Annotated in this window: 16 protein-coding genes; 10 read left to right on the top strand and 6 right to left on the bottom strand. The window is 54.2% G+C overall.

Annotation, left to right across the window (positions count from 1 at the left end; translation table 11 throughout):
* Positions 1-24: 24 nt before the first annotated feature.
* Positions 25-1,680, bottom strand: coding sequence for an HTH-type transcriptional regulator SgrR (sgrR, locus tag ACMGGH_RS09045; protein WP_048957875.1), 1,656 nt, complete (start codon positions 1,678-1,680; stop codon positions 25-27).
* Between the two features lie 88 nt (positions 1,681-1,768).
* On the opposite strand from sgrR, the gene sgrT reads away from it, so the two are divergent.
* The 3 genes from sgrT to ACMGGH_RS09060 all read left to right on the top strand — a co-directional run bounded on the left by sgrT (position 1,769) and on the right by ACMGGH_RS09060 (position 3,589).
* Positions 1,769-1,921, top strand: coding sequence for a glucose uptake inhibitor SgrT (gene sgrT / locus ACMGGH_RS09050; protein WP_045631150.1), 153 nt, complete (start codon positions 1,769-1,771; stop codon positions 1,919-1,921).
* Between the two features lie 120 nt (positions 1,922-2,041).
* Positions 2,042-3,220 (top strand): sugar efflux transporter, encoded by a 1,179-nt coding sequence (locus tag ACMGGH_RS09055; RefSeq protein ID WP_232948624.1) that lies wholly within the window; start codon positions 2,042-2,044, stop codon positions 3,218-3,220.
* A 216-nt stretch (positions 3,221-3,436) separates the two neighbouring features.
* A complete protein-coding gene (locus ACMGGH_RS09060; RefSeq protein WP_010427008.1) occupies positions 3,437-3,589 on the top strand; it encodes a Hok/Gef family protein in 153 nt (50 codons plus the stop codon).
* A 92-nt stretch (positions 3,590-3,681) separates the two neighbouring features.
* Here the strand turns inward: ACMGGH_RS09060 and leuD are convergent, their stop codons facing one another.
* The 5 genes from leuD to leuL all read right to left on the bottom strand — a co-directional run bounded on the left by leuD (position 3,682) and on the right by leuL (position 8,541).
* Entirely contained in the window at positions 3,682-4,287 is a 606-nt protein-coding gene (gene leuD, locus ACMGGH_RS09065; RefSeq protein ID WP_232948623.1) for a 3-isopropylmalate dehydratase small subunit, read from the bottom strand.
* A gap of 10 nt (positions 4,288-4,297) precedes the next feature.
* Positions 4,298-5,698 (bottom strand): 3-isopropylmalate dehydratase large subunit, encoded by a 1,401-nt coding sequence (gene leuC, locus ACMGGH_RS09070; RefSeq protein WP_232948622.1) that lies wholly within the window; start codon positions 5,696-5,698, stop codon positions 4,298-4,300.
* A 2-nt stretch (positions 5,699-5,700) separates the two neighbouring features.
* Positions 5,701-6,792: a 3-isopropylmalate dehydrogenase gene (gene leuB, locus ACMGGH_RS09075; protein ID WP_232948621.1), complete on the bottom strand. Its 1,092-nt coding sequence runs from the start codon at positions 6,790-6,792 to the stop codon at positions 5,701-5,703.
* Positions 6,792-8,363, bottom strand: coding sequence for a 2-isopropylmalate synthase (leuA, locus tag ACMGGH_RS09080; RefSeq protein ID WP_232948620.1), 1,572 nt, complete (start codon positions 8,361-8,363; stop codon positions 6,792-6,794). Before leuA ends, leuB begins: the two co-directional genes overlap by 1 nt.
* 91 nt (positions 8,364-8,454) lie before the next feature.
* The gene (gene leuL, locus ACMGGH_RS09085) at positions 8,455-8,541 is read right to left on the bottom strand and encodes a leu operon leader peptide (RefSeq protein WP_071993742.1); all 87 of its coding nucleotides are present in this window, start codon (positions 8,539-8,541) and stop codon (positions 8,455-8,457) included.
* A gap of 609 nt (positions 8,542-9,150) precedes the next feature.
* On the opposite strand from leuL, the gene leuO reads away from it, so the two are divergent.
* The 7 genes from leuO (at position 9,151) to ftsL (ending at position 16,245) form a co-directional block, all read left to right on the top strand.
* Entirely contained in the window at positions 9,151-10,095 is a 945-nt protein-coding gene (gene leuO, locus ACMGGH_RS09090; protein ID WP_041911249.1) for a transcriptional regulator LeuO, read from the top strand.
* Between the two features lie 380 nt (positions 10,096-10,475).
* Complete coding sequence (gene ilvI, locus ACMGGH_RS09095) at positions 10,476-12,200, top strand: acetolactate synthase 3 large subunit (protein ID WP_028015500.1); 1,725 nt, start codon at positions 10,476-10,478, stop codon at positions 12,198-12,200.
* A gap of 1 nt (position 12,201) precedes the next feature.
* A complete protein-coding gene (gene ilvN / locus ACMGGH_RS09100) occupies positions 12,202-12,693 on the top strand; it encodes an acetolactate synthase small subunit (RefSeq protein WP_045259452.1) in 492 nt (163 codons plus the stop codon).
* A gap of 179 nt (positions 12,694-12,872) precedes the next feature.
* The gene (gene cra, locus ACMGGH_RS09105; protein WP_050862972.1) at positions 12,873-13,880 is read left to right on the top strand and encodes a catabolite repressor/activator; all 1,008 of its coding nucleotides are present in this window, start codon (positions 12,873-12,875) and stop codon (positions 13,878-13,880) included.
* Between the two features lie 600 nt (positions 13,881-14,480).
* A complete protein-coding gene (gene mraZ / locus ACMGGH_RS09110) occupies positions 14,481-14,939 on the top strand; it encodes a division/cell wall cluster transcriptional repressor MraZ (RefSeq protein ID WP_021240528.1) in 459 nt (152 codons plus the stop codon).
* Between the two features lie 2 nt (positions 14,940-14,941).
* Complete coding sequence (gene rsmH, locus ACMGGH_RS09115) at positions 14,942-15,883, top strand: 16S rRNA (cytosine(1402)-N(4))-methyltransferase RsmH (RefSeq protein ID WP_232948619.1); 942 nt, start codon at positions 14,942-14,944, stop codon at positions 15,881-15,883.
* Positions 15,880-16,245: a cell division protein FtsL gene (gene ftsL / locus ACMGGH_RS09120; RefSeq protein ID WP_008501989.1), complete on the top strand. Its 366-nt coding sequence runs from the start codon at positions 15,880-15,882 to the stop codon at positions 16,243-16,245. Before rsmH ends, ftsL begins: the two co-directional genes overlap by 4 nt.
* The last annotated feature ends 1 nt before the right edge of the window (position 16,246 follow it).

The raw sequence follows: 16,246 nt of genomic DNA on the forward strand, positions 1-16,246 counted from the left end.
GATTTGGTGAATATTACGAAAGCGTTATGGCTCCGGCGGCGCAAACCAGGCGGATTTAAAATCAAACCAGCCCAGGGTGTTCATCCGCAGGCCGCGCATGCTGCGCTGTCCCTGGATCAGCAGCCAGTGGTGGATCAACGGTACGATGGTCTGCCCGGCCAGCAGCTCCTGGCACCACGCGGCCAGATCCATCTCTCCTGCCCGCCACTTCGCGGCGTCCTGCTGCCAGTCCCGGCTGATGCAGTGCTGAATGAGAGGCACTTCATACAGGTGTGAAAAGAGCGAGAAATCAAGCGGCAGCGTAAAGTTGGCGCTGTTGAGCCAGATATCGCTGACGACATCCCCGCGGTGCCATTCATCATAATCGACTTCCTGTATCGCCAGCGTCACGCCTTCGGCTGCCAGCAGCTTGCTCATGATCCTCGCGATAAACCGGTGCTCAATGTGATCGCGATAGTAGCTGAGGGTGATGGTCTCCAGCCCGGCGGGTTTTTCACTGCGTACCGGCTGAGCATGGTGCCAGCGCGGAAGCAGGCCATAGGCCGGAAACCACCAGGTCTGGTATTGCTCTTCAGCGTGATAAATCAGGTTAGCCGGGGCCAGAATATGGCTGATCCACTTGCGGACATCGTGGTTTGCTCCGCGGTGGCTGCGGCTGTCAAAAAGAAGATAGTAGCAGCCCTCCTCCAGGCGACTCTCGAACGCCTTTTCGCTGGTTGTGGGCCCCTCCAGGGTGAGGCCTGCGCTCAGTTCTTCGTTGAGGTCCGGTAACACCCAGACGTTCACTTCGTCGATCAGCGCCCGATAGCCAAAATAGTCATCAAAGGCGCGGATCTTCAGCTGATTGCTGTTATTGCGCGTAACGGAGTAGGGGCCTGTACCGATCGGCTGGCTGGAAAAATTGTTCAGGGATCGCCACTCGGCAGGCAGGATCATCGAGGGCACGTAGCCCAGAAGCCACGGCAGCCAGTTGTCTGGCTGGGACAGCTCAATATCCAGCGTCCAGGCCGTGGGGGAGTGGATCCGCGTGATATGCGAATAGAGCGGCAGCGTGCGGGCGCGCTCTAAAGAAGCGATGACGTCACGCATCTCCAGCTCGCGGCCATGGTGGAAATGAATGCCGGGTCGTAAAAAGAAGCGCCAGTGCAGGGGGGAAAGCTGCTGCCAGTGGTGCGCGATATCCGCTTCCAGTTCCCCGTTTTCCTCATTTATTTTCGTCAGACCGCTGAATATCTGCCGGGCCATGTGGGTTTCAGAACGTCGTAATGCCGTGCCGGGCAGCAGATTTTTCATTGGGCGGTAGTAAAGCACCCGCAGAATGTGGCGTCCCTGGCGAAAGCTGCGTCCCAGGTGTGAGACCAGCATCTGGCGCACGGCGGCCTTGTCGCCCACCAGCTGTACCAGCTGATCGATACGGTCCTGCTCCAGCAGATCCTCCGCCCGCTGCTGCTGCAGCGCCAGCCCGGTATAGAGGAAGGTCAAGCGTGAGCGCTTGCCGCGTCCCGCCTCGGCCTCCCAGCTTAGCCAGCCCTGCTGCTGCATGGTGTTGAGTAACGTGCGCATATGGCGGCGAGAGCAGTTGAGGAGTTCTGCCAGCTCGTTAAGCGTGGTCTCCTGCGATTGACCCTCGCAGCACTGCCACAGGCGAATGAATTGTTGTTGCAGTCGACCGGATGGCATAAAAGAGGAACTCCTGACAAAAAATCAGCAATTTATTAATCCCTATATTAAGCCAATAATGCTTCCTGATGAAGTGAGGAGGTAAATTATGAAGAGGTCTACCGCACGTCAGTTTTATCAGCAGTACTTTTCAGCGACAAAGGGAGTGTCCTGGCTGGCCCGCCAGTGTGCAGAGCAACGGCTGAGAATCCTGGAAGATCTGATGCAGTGGGACGTTACGAAACCGACCTCTTCTCGCTAACTCGCCTCGATCATGTGTGACTGAGTATTGGTGTTTATCACCCGCCAGCAAAATGTTTTTGCTGGCTTTTTTCGTTTATTCTTTCACCCAATTTTGATTCGCTTTCACAAGGACTTGCGCATGCTGTGGTTGATGACGATGGGGCGCCGCCTGAATGGCGTGTACGCCGCTTTTATGCTGGTGGCCTTCATGATGGGCGTGGCCGGTGCGCTACAGGCGCCGACGCTGAGTCTGTTTCTCAGCCGCGAGGTGGGGGCGCAGCCGTTTTGGGTGGGCCTGTTTTATACCGTTAACGCAATTGCCGGGATCCTCGTTAGCCTGGGGCTGGCGAAACGATCCGACAGCCAGGGCGATCGCCGCAGGCTGATCCTCTTTTGCTGCGCCATGGCCGTGGGCAACGCGCTGCTTTTTGCCTTTAACCGTCATTACCTGACGCTCATCACCTGCGGCGTGCTGCTGGCCTCTCTGGCGAACACCGCCATGCCGCAGCTGTTCGCGCTGGCCCGTGAATACGCCGACAGCTCGGCGCGAGAGGTGGTGATGTTCAGCTCGGTGATGCGCGCACAGCTCTCGCTGGCGTGGGTCATCGGCCCGCCGCTGGCCTTCATGCTGGCGCTGAACTATGGCTTTACGGTCATGTTTTCTATCGCGGCAGGCATTTTTATTATCAGCCTGGCTCTGATTGCCTTTGCGCTGCCGTCTGTCGCCCGGGTTGAGCAGACGACGTATAAGCCCATCACTCAGGTGAGCGGCTGGCAGGATAAAAACGTGCGGATGCTGTTTATCGCCTCCACGCTGATGTGGACCTGCAACACCATGTACATTATTGATATGCCGCTGTGGATCAGCAGCGATCTGGGCCTACCGGACAAGCTTGCGGGGATCTTAATGGGGACCGCCGCCGGGCTGGAAATTCCGGCGATGATTCTGGCGGGGTATTATGTTAAGCGCTTCGGAAAGCGTCGGATGATGATCGTTGCCGTGGCGGCTGGGGTGCTGTTCTACGCGGGGCTGCTCCTTTTCCATTCGCGTGAAGCGTTGCTGGCGCTGCAGCTGTTTAATGCCGTGTTTATTGGCATCGTTGCCGGGATCGGCATGCTCTGGTTCCAGGATCTCATGCCCGGCCGCGCCGGCTCTGCGACTACGCTTTTTACCAACAGTATTTCGACGGGCGTTATTCTGGCGGGAGTGATTCAGGGCGCGCTGGCGCAAAGTTATGGTCATGCCTCGGTTTACTGGATGATTGCGGCCATTTCGGTGGTAACGCTTGGGCTGACCTGCCGGGTCAAGGATGTTTGATTCTGGAAGGCGGCTTCACGAAATGAAACGATTTTCTGACAGATACAGAGAAGGCGCATAGAGTGCGTGACGGGTGCTTGAGGCTGTTTGCCTCAGGCTTTCGCAAGAGGCAAACAGTGGAGAGTCCCACATCAAAAAACTGATGGGGAGACAAACTTCACAACCAACATTGCGAGGTTAGTCTCTTCATTGCCGAAAAGCAATAAGGAGGCTGGAATGCCAAAACGTACTCTGCTGTTAGGTTTGTTTCTGATCTGTACGACGCTATTGATCTTCACCTGGATGGTGCGTGATTCGCTGTGTGAGTTGCACTTCAGACAGGAGAAAACAGAGCTGGCGGCAGTGTTGGCTTACGAAGCAAAACGTTAGCGGTATTGGCGGGGGAAGTGTCCCCGCCTCTCCAGAGTGGTTGAGCCTCAACGCACCCTTATCAATGGCCCGCGCCCTGCGGGCCATTGCCTTTAGCCCATAAATGCAGGCTGTTTTTTCTCGTACGCTGAGATGGCGTCCTCGTGCTGGAGCGTCAGGCCAATGCTGTCCAGACCGTTCAACATGCAGTGGCGACGGAAGGAATCAATGCTGAAGCTGTAGGTCTTATCCCCGGCTTTCACCACTTCCGCTTCCAGATCCACCTCAAACGCCATCCCTGGATTTGCCTTAACCAGCGCGAACAGTTCATCGACCTGCTCGTCGCTCAGCGTCACCGGCAGCAACTGGTTGTTGAAGCTGTTGCCGTAGAAGATATCCGCGAAGCTCGGGGCGATAACCACCTTAAAGCCGTAGTCGGTCAGCGCCCAGGGCGCATGCTCACGCGAGGAGCCGCAGCCGAAGTTTTCCCGCGCCAGAAGAATGGATGCACCTTTGTATTCCGGGAAGTTCAGGACGAACTCCGGGTTTGGCACTTCGCCTTTGTCGTCCAGAAAACGCCAGTCGTTGAACAGGTGTGCGCCAAAACCGGTGCGGGTCACTTTCTGCAAAAACTGCTTCGGAATGATCGCGTCCGTATCGACGTTAGCGGCGTCCAGCGGGACAACACGGCCCGTATGTTGGGTAAATTTCTCTGCCATGATTGTCTCCTTATTTCAGGCTGCGAATATCGGCGAAATGGCCGGTGACTGCCGCAGCGGCGGCCATTGCCGGGCTGACCAGGTGGGTGCGTCCACCCCGGCCCTGACGGCCTTCAAAATTACGGTTGCTGGTGGAGGCGCAGCGCTCGCCCGGATTCAGACGGTCGTTGTTCATCGCCAGACACATTGAGCAGCCCGGCAGACGCCATTCGAAGCCTGCTTCGATAAAGATCTTATCCAGTCCTTCCGCTTCCGCCTGGGCTTTCACCGGACCGGAGCCTGGAACCACCAGCGCCTGCACGCCCGGCGCCACTTTGCGACCTTTGGCAATCTCTGCCGCCGCGCGTAAATCCTCGATACGGGAGTTGGTGCAGGAGCCGATGAACACCTTATCAATGTTCACGTCGGTCAGCGGTACGCCGGGTGTCAGCCCCATATAGGCCAGCGCTTTTTCCGCGCTGGCGCGTTCGACCGGATCGGCGAAGGAAGCCGGGTCAGGAATGCTGTCGTTGACAGAGATGACCTGGCCAGGATTGGTACCCCAGGTGACTTGCGGCGCAATCTCTTCCGCCTGCAGCGTGACAACGGTATCAAAGGTGGCACCGTCGTCAGTTTTCAGGGTTTTCCAGTACGCGACCGCGTCGTCAAAATCCTGACCTTTCGGCGCGTGCAGACGGCCTTTCACATAGTTGAAGGTGGTTTCGTCCGGTGCGACCAGGCCTGCTTTAGCACCCATCTCAATCGCCATGTTGCACAGGGTCATACGGCCTTCCATGCTCAGCGCTTGAATCGCGTCGCCGCAGAATTCCACCACGTGACCGGTACCGCCTGCGCTGCCGGTTTTGCCGATAATCGCCAGCACGATATCTTTCGCGGTGATACCCGGCGCGGCTTTGCCCTTCACCTCAATCTTCATGGTTTTGGCGCGGCCCTGTTTCAGAGTTTGCGTCGCCAGAACGTGCTCAACTTCCGATGTGCCGATGCCGAACGCCAGCGCGCCAAACGCGCCGTGGGTCGCGGTATGGGAGTCGCCGCAGACGATGGTCATGCCCGGCAGCGTAATACCCTGCTCAGGTCCCATCACGTGGACGATGCCCTGATACGGGTGGTTCAGATCGTACAGCTCCACGCCAAATTCGTTGCAGTTCTTGATCAGCTCCTGCATCTGGATGCGCGCCATCTCGCCGGAAGCATTGATGTCTTTGGTCTGGGTGGAGACGTTGTGATCCATCGTGGCAAAGGTTTTACCCGGCTGGCGCACCGGACGCTTGTGCGCGCGCAGGCCGTCGAAGGCCTGTGGAGAGGTCACTTCGTGCACCAGGTGGCGGTCAATGTACAGCAGCGGGGTTTCGTTTGGCGCCTCGTAGACAACGTGCGCATCAAACAATTTTTCATATAACGTCTTGGCCATGATTACACCCCTTCAGCGACATAGCGGGCAATGATGTCGCCCATTTCATCAGTACTGACTGCTGCCGTGCCGCGCGCTAAGTCACTGGTACGGACGCCTTCTTCTAACGCCCGGTTAATGGCGTTTTCAATTGCGGTTGCTGCGTCACCTGCATCGAGGCTGTAGCGCAGCAGCAGGGCCAGGGAGAGGATCTGCGCAATCGGGTTCGCAATGTTCTTGCCTGCGATATCCGGCGCGGAACCGCCCGCCGGTTCGTACAGGCCAAAGCCTTCTTCATTCAGGCTGGCCGATGGCAGCATGCCCATAGAGCCGGTGATCATCGCGCACTCGTCAGACAAAATATCGCCGAACAGGTTGGAGCAGAGCAGCACGTCAAACTGGGACGGATCCTTAATCAGCTGCATGGTCGCGTTGTCGATGTACATATGCGACAGCTCAACGTCCGGGTACTGCTTAGCGACTTCACTGACGATCTCGCGCCACAAAATGGACGACTGCAGCACGTTCGCTTTATCAATGGAGGTCACCTTATGGCGGCGCTTGCGTGCAGATTCAAAGGCGATATGGGCGATACGTTCAATTTCGAAACGGTGGTACACCTCGGTATCAAACGCTTTCTCATGCTGACCGCTGCCTTCGCGACCTTTTGGCTGACCGAAGTAGATCCCGCCCGTCAGCTCACGCACGCACAGGATGTCGAAACCGTTGGCCGCGATATCCGCGCGCAGCGGACAAAACTCTTCCAGCCCCTGATACAGCTTAGCCGGACGCAGGTTACTGAACAGTTTAAAATGTTTACGCAGCGGCAGCAGCGCGCCGCGCTCTGGCTGCTCTGCTGGCGGCAGGTGTTCCCATTTTGGGCCACCGACGGAGCCAAACAGCACGGCATCGGCATTTTCGCAGCCTTCAACGGTGGCTTTCGGCAATGGCGTTCCGTGGTTATCAATCGCAATACCGCCCACGTCGTAGTGGCTGGTGGTAATTTTCATCGCAAAACGCGAGCGAACGGCTTCCAGTACTTTCAGCGCCTGTGCCATCACTTCCGGACCAATACCGTCACCCGGCAACACAGCAATATGGTAGTTCTTCGACATTACACGGTTTCCTTGTTGTTCTCTTTATTCTGAGCTTTGCGTTGCAACTCTTTTTCGACTTCAGCGGCGCGCCAGATGTTGTTCAGGACGTGCACCATCGCTTTCGCGGAGGATTCGACAATATCCGTCGCCAGGCCCACACCGTGGAAACGGCGGCCATTATAGTTGACGACGATATCCACCTGACCCAGCGCGTCTTTACCGTGCCCTTTCGCCGTCAGGTCGTATTTCACCAGCTCTACGTCGTACTCGGTAACGCGGTTGATCGCCTGATAGATGGCATCCACAGGGCCGTTACCGTTGGCGGCTTCCGCTTTAATTTCATCACCGCAGGCCAGCTTGACCGAGGCGGTAGCGATGTCGCTGGAGCCGGACTGCACGTTGAAGTAGTCCAGACGGAAGTGCTCTGGCTCTTCCTGCTGCTTGTTGATGAAGGCCAGCGCTTCCAGGTCGTAATCGAATACCTGGCCTTTCTTGTCGGCCAGCTTCAGGAACGCGTCGTACAGTTGATCCATGTTGTAATCGCTGTCCTGATAGCCCATCTCTTCCATCCGGTGTTTCACTGCCGCACGACCGGAACGGGAGGTCAGGTTCAGCTGAACCTGGTTCAGGCCGATGGATTCCGGAGTCATGATTTCGTAGTTTTCACGGTTTTTCAGCACGCCGTCCTGGTGAATACCGGAGGAGTGGGCGAACGCGCCGGTTCCAACAATCGCCTTGTTAGCCGGGATCGGCATGTTGCAAATCTGGCTGACGGTCTGGCTGGTGCGCCAGATTTCATTGTGATTGATGCGGGTGTGCACGTTCATGATGTCTTTGCGCACCTTGATCGCCATGATCACTTCTTCCAGTGAACAGTTGCCCGCGCGTTCACCGATACCGTTCATTGCACCTTCTACCTGACGTGCACCGGCGTGCACCGCAGCGATGGCATTGCCTACGGCCAGGCCCAAATCATCATGGGTATGTACTGAGATGATTGCTTTATCAATGTTAGGTACGCGCTCATACAGGCCGGTAATGATGCTGGAGAACTCAAACGGCATGGTATAGCCGACGGTGTCCGGGATGTTGATGGTTTTAGCGCCCGCGTTGATGGCGGCTTCGACTACGCGCGCCAGGTCTTCAATCGGCGTACGGCCCGCATCTTCACAGGAGAATTCAACGTCATCGGTGTAGTTGCGTGCGCGCTTAACCATGTATACCGCGCGTTCAATGACCTCATCCAGCGTGCTGCGCAACTTGGTTGCGATGTGCATTGGTGAGGTTGCAATAAAGGTATGAATACGGAAGGCTTCGGCTGCCTTCAGCGACTCAGCCGCAACGTCGATGTCTTTCTCTACGCAGCGCGCCAGACCGCACACGCGGCTGTTTTTAATGGTGCGGGCGATAGTCTGTACGGATTCAAAATCACCCGGAGAGGAGACGGGGAAACCGACCTCCATCACGTCGACGCCCATACGCTCGAGAGCCAGCGCAATCTGCAGTTTCTCTTTTACACTCAGGCTTGCCTGTAATGCCTGTTCACCGTCACGTAAAGTAGTATCGAAAATAATGACTTGCTGGCTCATGGGTTAGGTCCTTGTCAGTCTTAGGGCGCCTTGCTACGAGCATAAAAAAACCCGCGCAGTGGCGCGGGTTTTTAGTCTTACTGGTGACGATTCAACGCTGAATTTCGCCCGCCAGTCTACCGCGCACAGTGGATGCGTTTAGTAGTAGTAGACCGATGAAACGAATGGTGCGTGTCATGAATCGTGCTCCGTTAAATTCAATATGCTTTTAGTGGTACTGGATACAGCTGTGCATGTCAACCCCTGATGGTAAAAACGGCCCCAGAAGGCTAAACAGAGAGGGTGTGTTGTTTAGCTTATTGTGCTGGGTTTTTGATTTTTAACTTAACTAATTGTCTATTTTTGGACTTAAAAAACATTTGCAGAAACGAATAAACATAACGGGTATTTTTCAGGTGACGCAGTCCTCACAAATGCTATCTCTTTAAACCGTTTTACTATCATCGAGTTATCTTTTTTTGAGAGAGCTTTTTCTCCCTTCAAATAGAATCATTGATAACAGATTGTTAACTTAATTCTGCTCAATGTCGATAACAGTTTAATTATACTTAAGTCATCCTTAACTGGATGGTTATTGTATATTGATTTGGTTTATGGTTTCATTCAAACACTAAAGTTAAGCATATCCTTTGTGCCGTTTTGTATTATAGCATTATTAGATAATCTTTATATATTCCGATTTTTAAACAATTTTCTTTCGCTGGTCGTATCTGCATGGTAAATCATATTTTTCGAAATTATTACAGTGCGTTGGCGAAGGGAGTGTAGCGTGACAGTGGAGTCAGAAGTGCCAGAAAATAATATTAAACAACCACAGATTACTGATGGAATTAAACCACAGTTACGCACGGTGGATCTTAATCTACTGACGGTGTTTGATGCTGTCATGCAGGAGCAGAATATCACGCGTGCGGCACAAGCCCTGGGGATGTCACAGCCTGCCGTAAGTAATGCCGTTGCCAGGCTTAAGGTTATGTTCAACGACGAATTGTTTGTTCGTTATGGAAGAGGGATCCAGCCTACAGCGCGGGCTTTCCAGCTTTTCGGCTCCATCCGCCAGGCGCTGCAGCTGGTGCAAAATGAGCTGCCGGGCTCGGGCTTTGAACCCTTAAGCAGTGAGCGAGTATTCCATCTCTGCGTCTGCAGTCCATTAGATAATTATCTGACATCAATTATTTATAATAAAGTTGAAGAGATCGCACCTAATATTAATCTCGTCTTTAAATCGTCCTTAAATCAAAACACCGAACACCAGTTACGTTACCAGGAAATCGAATTCGTCCTGGGTTATGAAGAATTCCGCCGTCCTGAATTTTCCTGTGTACCGCTGTTTAAAGATGAAATGGTGCTGGTTGCCAGCAAAAAACATCCACGACTGAATGCGCCGTTACGTGAAAGTGACGTTTATAGCGAACAGCATGCCGTTGTTGCGCTCGACAGATATGCCTCCTTTAGCCTGCCCTGGTACGACACTGCAGAGAAACAGGCGAGCGTGGCTTATCAGGGGATGGCCATGGTCAGCGTATTAAACGTCGTTTCCCAGACGCAGCTGGTGGCAATTGCCCCACGCTGGCTGGCAGAAGAGTTCTCTGGCGCGTTAAATCTGCAAATTTTGCCTCTGCCGCTCAAGCTAAATAGCCGCACCTGCTATCTCTCCTGGCATGAAGCTGCTGGACGGGATAAAGGACATCAGTGGATGGAAGAGCTACTTATTAGCATCTGCCGTCGGTAATCGAGTCAGGATAAATTGCATCTTTGCATGTGATTTATCCTGGTTTTGTTTCTTTTATTAATATTTTGTTCTGTTGCGTATTTTATCTGGCGCCTGCCAGGCCCGTAAAAATAGATGATTTTCTACATCGCCGCGCTTTTCAGTGATGATTTATCATCTCGTCCCCTAATTTCAGATGAATTAACCATATCCTCTGACAATGTCTGTTTTTTCTGCTTTCACGGCCTCTTCTCTCTCCTGGTTTGCGAATTGCCTGCCTCATAACGAGCGGTTAAGGTAAGTATCACTCTGCAAAATAGAAGACGGGTTCATCCCGATCGCAAGACGGTGCGGAAATGAATTCGGCGGTCCGTCTATAACAAAATGCCTGGAGGCAAAGCATGGAGATGTTGTCTGGCGCGGAAATGGTCGTCCGGTCGCTGATCGATCAGGGCGTAAAGCAAGTGTTCGGCTATCCTGGCGGCGCGGTCCTCGATATTTATGACGCACTGCATACGGTAGGGGGTATTGACCATGTGCTGGTACGCCATGAGCAGGCGGCGGTACATATGGCCGATGGCCTGGCGCGTGCGACGGGTGAAGTGGGCGTGGTCCTGGTCACGTCGGGGCCCGGTGCGACAAACGCCATTACCGGCATTGCGACCGCGTACATGGACTCTATTCCGCTGGTGATCCTTTCCGGACAGGTCGCGACATCACTGATTGGCTATGATGCGTTTCAGGAGTGCGACATGGTCGGGATTTCGCGTCCCGTCGTGAAGCACAGCTTCCTGGTCAAGCAAACCGAAGACATTCCTGGCATTCTGAAGAAGGCGTTCTGGCTGGCGGCAAGCGGGCGCCCGGGGCCGGTGGTGGTCGATCTCCCTAAAGATATCCTGAACCCGGCAAACAAGCTGCCTTATGTCTGGCCGGAATCGGTGAGCATGCGCTCTTACAACCCAACAACGCAGGGTCACAAAGGTCAGATCAAACGCGCGCTGCAAACGCTGCTGGCCGCTAAAAAACCGGTGGTCTATGTCGGTGGCGGGGCCGTCAATTCAGCGTGTGAGGCACAGCTGCGTGAACTGGTTGAAAAGCTCAATCTTCCTGTTGCGTCATCGCTGATGGGACTCGGAGCGTTTCCCGCCACCCACCGTCAGGCGCTCGGCATGTTGGGTATGCACGGTACCTATGAAGCCAACATGACGATGCATCATTCTGACGTCATCTTTGCCGTCGGCGTGCGTTTTGACGATCGTACGACCAACAACCTGGCGAAGTATTGCCCGAACGCCACCGTGCTGCACATTGATATCGATCCGACGTCAATTTCAAAAACGGTGTCGGCTGATGTACCTATCGTCGGCGACGCGCGACAGGTCCTTGAACAAATGCTGGATCTGCTGGCGCTGGAAAACACAGCGCAACCGCTGGATGAAATCCGTGACTGGTGGCAGCAAATTGAGCAATGGCGCGCGCGGCAGTGTCTGAAATATGACACCCAAAGCGAGCATATTAAGCCGCAGGCGGTCATCGAAACGGTATGGCGACTGACGAAAGGCGACGCGTATGTGACCTCTGACGTGGGCCAGCATCAAATGTTTGCCGCCCTCTATTATCCGTTTGATAAACCGCGTCACTGGATCAACTCGGGAGGTTTAGGCACGATGGGCTTTGGCCTGCCTGCCGCGCTGGGCGTGAAGCTGGCGCTGCCAAATGAAACCGTCGTCTGCGTGACCGGAGACGGCAGTATTCAGATGAACATTCAGGAACTTTCCACCGCGCTGCAATATGAGCTGCCGGTACTGGTGCTCAACCTTAATAACGGCTATCTCGGTATGGTGAAGCAGTGGCAGGATATGATCTACTCGGGCCGCCACTCTCAGTCATATATGAAATCGCTGCCGGATTTTGTTCGTCTTGCTGAAGCTTACGGTCATATAGGGATGCGGGTGACCGATCCGGCTGAGCTGGAAACGAAGCTCGCCGAAGCGCTTGAGCACGTTAAAAACAACCGCCTCGTCTTTATGGATGTCATCGTTGATGGAACCGAGCACGTTTATCCGATGCATATTCGCGGCGGCGGTATGGACGAGATGTGGTTAAGCAAAACGGAGAGAACCTGATATGCGCCGGATATTATCGGTATTACTGGAAAACGAGTCTGGCGCACTGTCGCGCGTCATTGGGCTTTTTGCGCAGCGTGGCTATAACATTGAAAGCCTGACCGTGGCGCCAACGGACGATCCGACGCTGTCGCGTATGACGATTCAGACCGTTGGCGATGCCAAGGTAATTGAGCAGATCGAGAAACAGCTGCATAAGCTGGTCGATGTGCTGCGCGTAAGCGAGCTGGGGCAGGGCGCTTACGTTGAGCGTGAGGTCATGCTGGTAAAAATACAGGCCAGCGGTTACGGGCGCGAAGAGGTCAAACGCAATGCGGATATCTTCCGCGGGCAGATCATCGACGTCACGCCTTCTCTTTATACGGTTCAACTGGTCGGAACCAGTGACAAGCTGGATGCTTTCCTGGCATCCGTGCGGGATGTAGCAAAAATTGTTGAGGTGGCGAGATCGGGGATCGTTGGTCTGTCACGCGGCGAGAAAATCATGCGGTAGTTGTTAAAAAGGTTCGCCTCTTTCAGCCCGGTCACCAAAGCCGGGCTTTTTTTTGCGTAATCAGCCGACAACGCAGATAAAAGCGGTTGCCGCGAAGGCTTTTCTGCGTTTAGATGTTAAAAGATTTAACCATAACCTTGACAGGGCCATGGACTCTTTTCTTTTTTTAAGGGGCAATTGTGAAACTGGATGAAATCGCCCGGCTAGCCGGCGTGTCACGAACAACGGCCAGCTATGTGATTAACGGCAAAGCAAAGCAGTACCGCGTCAGCGATAAGACCGTTGAAAAAGTTATGGCGGTGGTTCGTGAGCATAACTACCATCCGAATGCTGTCGCTGCCGGCCTGCGTGCCGGGCGCACCCGCTCTATTGGTCTGGTGATCCCGGATCTGGAAAACACCAGCTATACCCGTATCGCCAACTATCTTGAACGTCAGGCCCGCCAGCGCGGTTACCAGCTGCTGATAGCCTGTTCTGAAGACCAGCCCGATAACGAGATGCGCTGCATTGAACATCTGCTCCAGCGTCAGGTCGATGCCATCATCGTCTCGACCTCCTTACCGCCGGAGCATCCGTTTTACCAGCGCTGGGCGAACGATCCGTTCCCCATCGTGGCGCTGGACCGCGCGCTCGATCGTGAGCATTTCACAAGCGTAGTGGGTGCCGATCAGGATGACGCGGAAATGCTGGCCGCTGAGCTGAGAACCTTCCCCGCTAAAACGGTGCTGTATCTTGGCGCGCTGCCCGAGCTTTCCGTAAGCTTCCTGCGTGAGCAAGGGTTCAGAACCGCCTGGAAAGACGATCCGCGTGAAGTCCACTATCTCTATGCCAACAGCTATGAACGCGAAGCCGCTGCGCAGCTGTTCGAAAAATGGCTGGAGACGCACCCGATGCCCCAGGCGCTGTTCACCACGTCATTTGCCCTTCTGCAGGGGGTAATGGATGTCACCTTGCGTCGTGAAGGCAAGCTTCCCTCTGACCTGGCGATCGCCACGTTTGGGGATAACGAGCTTCTCGATTTCCTTCAGTGCCCGGTGCTGGCGGTGGCCCAGCGTCACCGAGATGTAGCGGAACGCGTCCTGGAGATTGTTCTGGCGAGCCTGGATGAGCCGCGCAAACCGAAGCCGGGTCTGACGCGTATCAAACGTAATCTCTATCATCGCGGAATTTTGAGCCGCCATAAATGAAATGACGGGGCGGCGAAAAACCGCCCCTTTTTACTGGAATAATTGGCCGAGTTAATTCCCGCAGTGAAATTAGGATAATTCTTGAGAGTTCCTAATCTACTATTTTTCTTAATTCATTTTGCCGTTTAAAATGGTCCTTAAAGAATCATGAAGCGATTTTTAAAAGCCTCTCTTTGTATTACTTTGTTACAAACCCTCTTCGGTCGATGAATATTCAGACGTTTTTCCTTCCCCCCGACCGGCCAGCAACGCAACCGCCGCTTCTACCGACCGATTGAGCGAATCTGGCGCTGTCATCCCCTGAGAATCTGTCATAAAATGCTGCCCGCGTCGCAAACTGACACTTTATATTGATCTGCGATGATATTGAGTGAGCCTTAACGCTAGTGTGTATATTCGGTTTTTTTCTTACAAATATTCATAACGTTAATTTTGCCTCGCCAGTTGTGCAGTTATTAGCCAAGACTGTTTACCTCTGTAAATAGTGGGCATACAGCCTCGTATAGGGAGAGTCCTGGCTTGACAAGCTTTTCCCTCGCTCCGTAAACTCCTTCAGGTGGGAATTTGTGGGTTAAAGTGGTGAGGAGGGGTGAGACTGGCATGTTCCGTGGAGCAACGTTAGTCAATCTCGACAGCAAGGGGCGTTTATCGGTACCAACCCGATACCGCGACCAGCTGATTGAGAACGCTGCGGGTCAAATGGTTTGCACCATTGACATTAACTCCCCCTGCCTGCTGCTTTACCCCTTGCCTGAATGGGAAATTATTGAGCAAAAGCTGTCGCGACTGTCGAGCATGAACCCGCAGGAACGCCGCGTGCAGCGGCTCTTATTGGGACATGCCAGTGAATGTCAGATGGATAACGCAGGGCGATTACTGATTGCTCCTGTGTTGCGGCAACATGCCGGTCTGACAAAAGAAGTGATGCTGGTCGGGCAGTTCAACAAGTTTGAACTGTGGGATGAAACGACCTGGTATCAACAGGTCAAGGAAGATATCGACGCTGAGCAGTCTGATTCCGCGACATTATCGGAAAGACTGCAGGACTTGTCTCTATAAATATGATGGAAAATTATAAACATACAACGGTGTTACTGGACGAGGCCGTTAACGGCCTGAATATTCGTCCGGATGGCATCTACATTGATGGCACGTTTGGTCGCGGCGGTCACTCGCGTTTGATCCTCTCTCAGCTTGGAGAGGAAGGACGCCTGCTGGCAATCGATCGCGATCCGCAGGCAATTGCCGTTGCACAGACCATCAATGACCCACGCTTTTCCATCGTGCATGGACCTTTCTCTGCGCTCGCGGACTATGTGGCCGAGCGCGGTCTGACGGGCAAGATCGACGGGATTCTTCTCGATCTTGGCGTCTCTTCACCCCAGCTTGATGACGCTGAACGCGGTTTTTCCTTTATGCGCGATGGTCCGCTGGATATGCGGATGGACCCGACGCGCGGACAATCCGCCGCCGAGTGGTTACAGACCGCTGACGAAGCCGATATTGCGTGGGTCATCAAAACGTTTGGCGAAGAGCGCTTTGGCAAACGTATTGCGCGCGCCATTGTTGAGCGCAACCGCATTGAGCCGATGACCCGCACGAAAGAGTTGGCCGAGGTGATCGCGGCGGCAACGCCGGTGAAGGATAAGCACAAACATCCCGCGACCCGTACCTTCCAGGCGGTTCGCATCTGGGTAAACAGTGAACTGGAGGAAATAGAGCTGGCGCTAAAAAGCTCGCTCGACGTGCTGGCCCCGGGTGGGCGGTTATCCATCATCAGCTTCCATTCGCTGGAAGACCGTATTGTGAAACGCTTCATGCGTGAACAAAGCCGCGGTCCTCAGGTGCCAGCGGGGCTGCCGATGACGGAAGAACAACTCAGGAAGCTGGGCGGCCGTCAGTTGCGAGCATTAGGCAAGTTGATGCCGGGCGAAGAAGAAGTGGCAGAGAATCCACGCGCCCGTAGTTCAGTGCTGCGTGTTGCAGAGAGGACGAACGCATGATCGGCAGAGTGACAGAGACCCTAAGCAAAGTTAAGGATTCGTTAGGAAGCAACGAGCGCCATGCCTTGCCTGGCGTGATCGGCGACGATCTTTTGCGGTTTGGGAAACTGCCACTCTGTCTGTTCATTTGCATCATTGTCACGGCAGTTACGGTGGTGACGACAGCCCACCATACACGTTTATTGACTGCGCAACGCGAGCAGATGGTACTGGAACGCGATGCGCTGGATATTGAATGGCGAAATCTGATCCTTGAAGAAAACGCGCTCGGCGATCACAGCCGGGTTGAACGGATCGCAACGGAAAAGCTGCAGCTGCAGCATGTTGATCCTTCACAGGAAAATATCGTAGTACAAAAATAAG

The sequence above is a fragment of the Enterobacter sp. BNK-16 genome (assembly GCF_048684955.1).
In the GTDB taxonomy this organism is placed as follows: Bacteria; Pseudomonadota; Gammaproteobacteria; order Enterobacterales; family Enterobacteriaceae; genus Enterobacter; species Enterobacter bugandensis.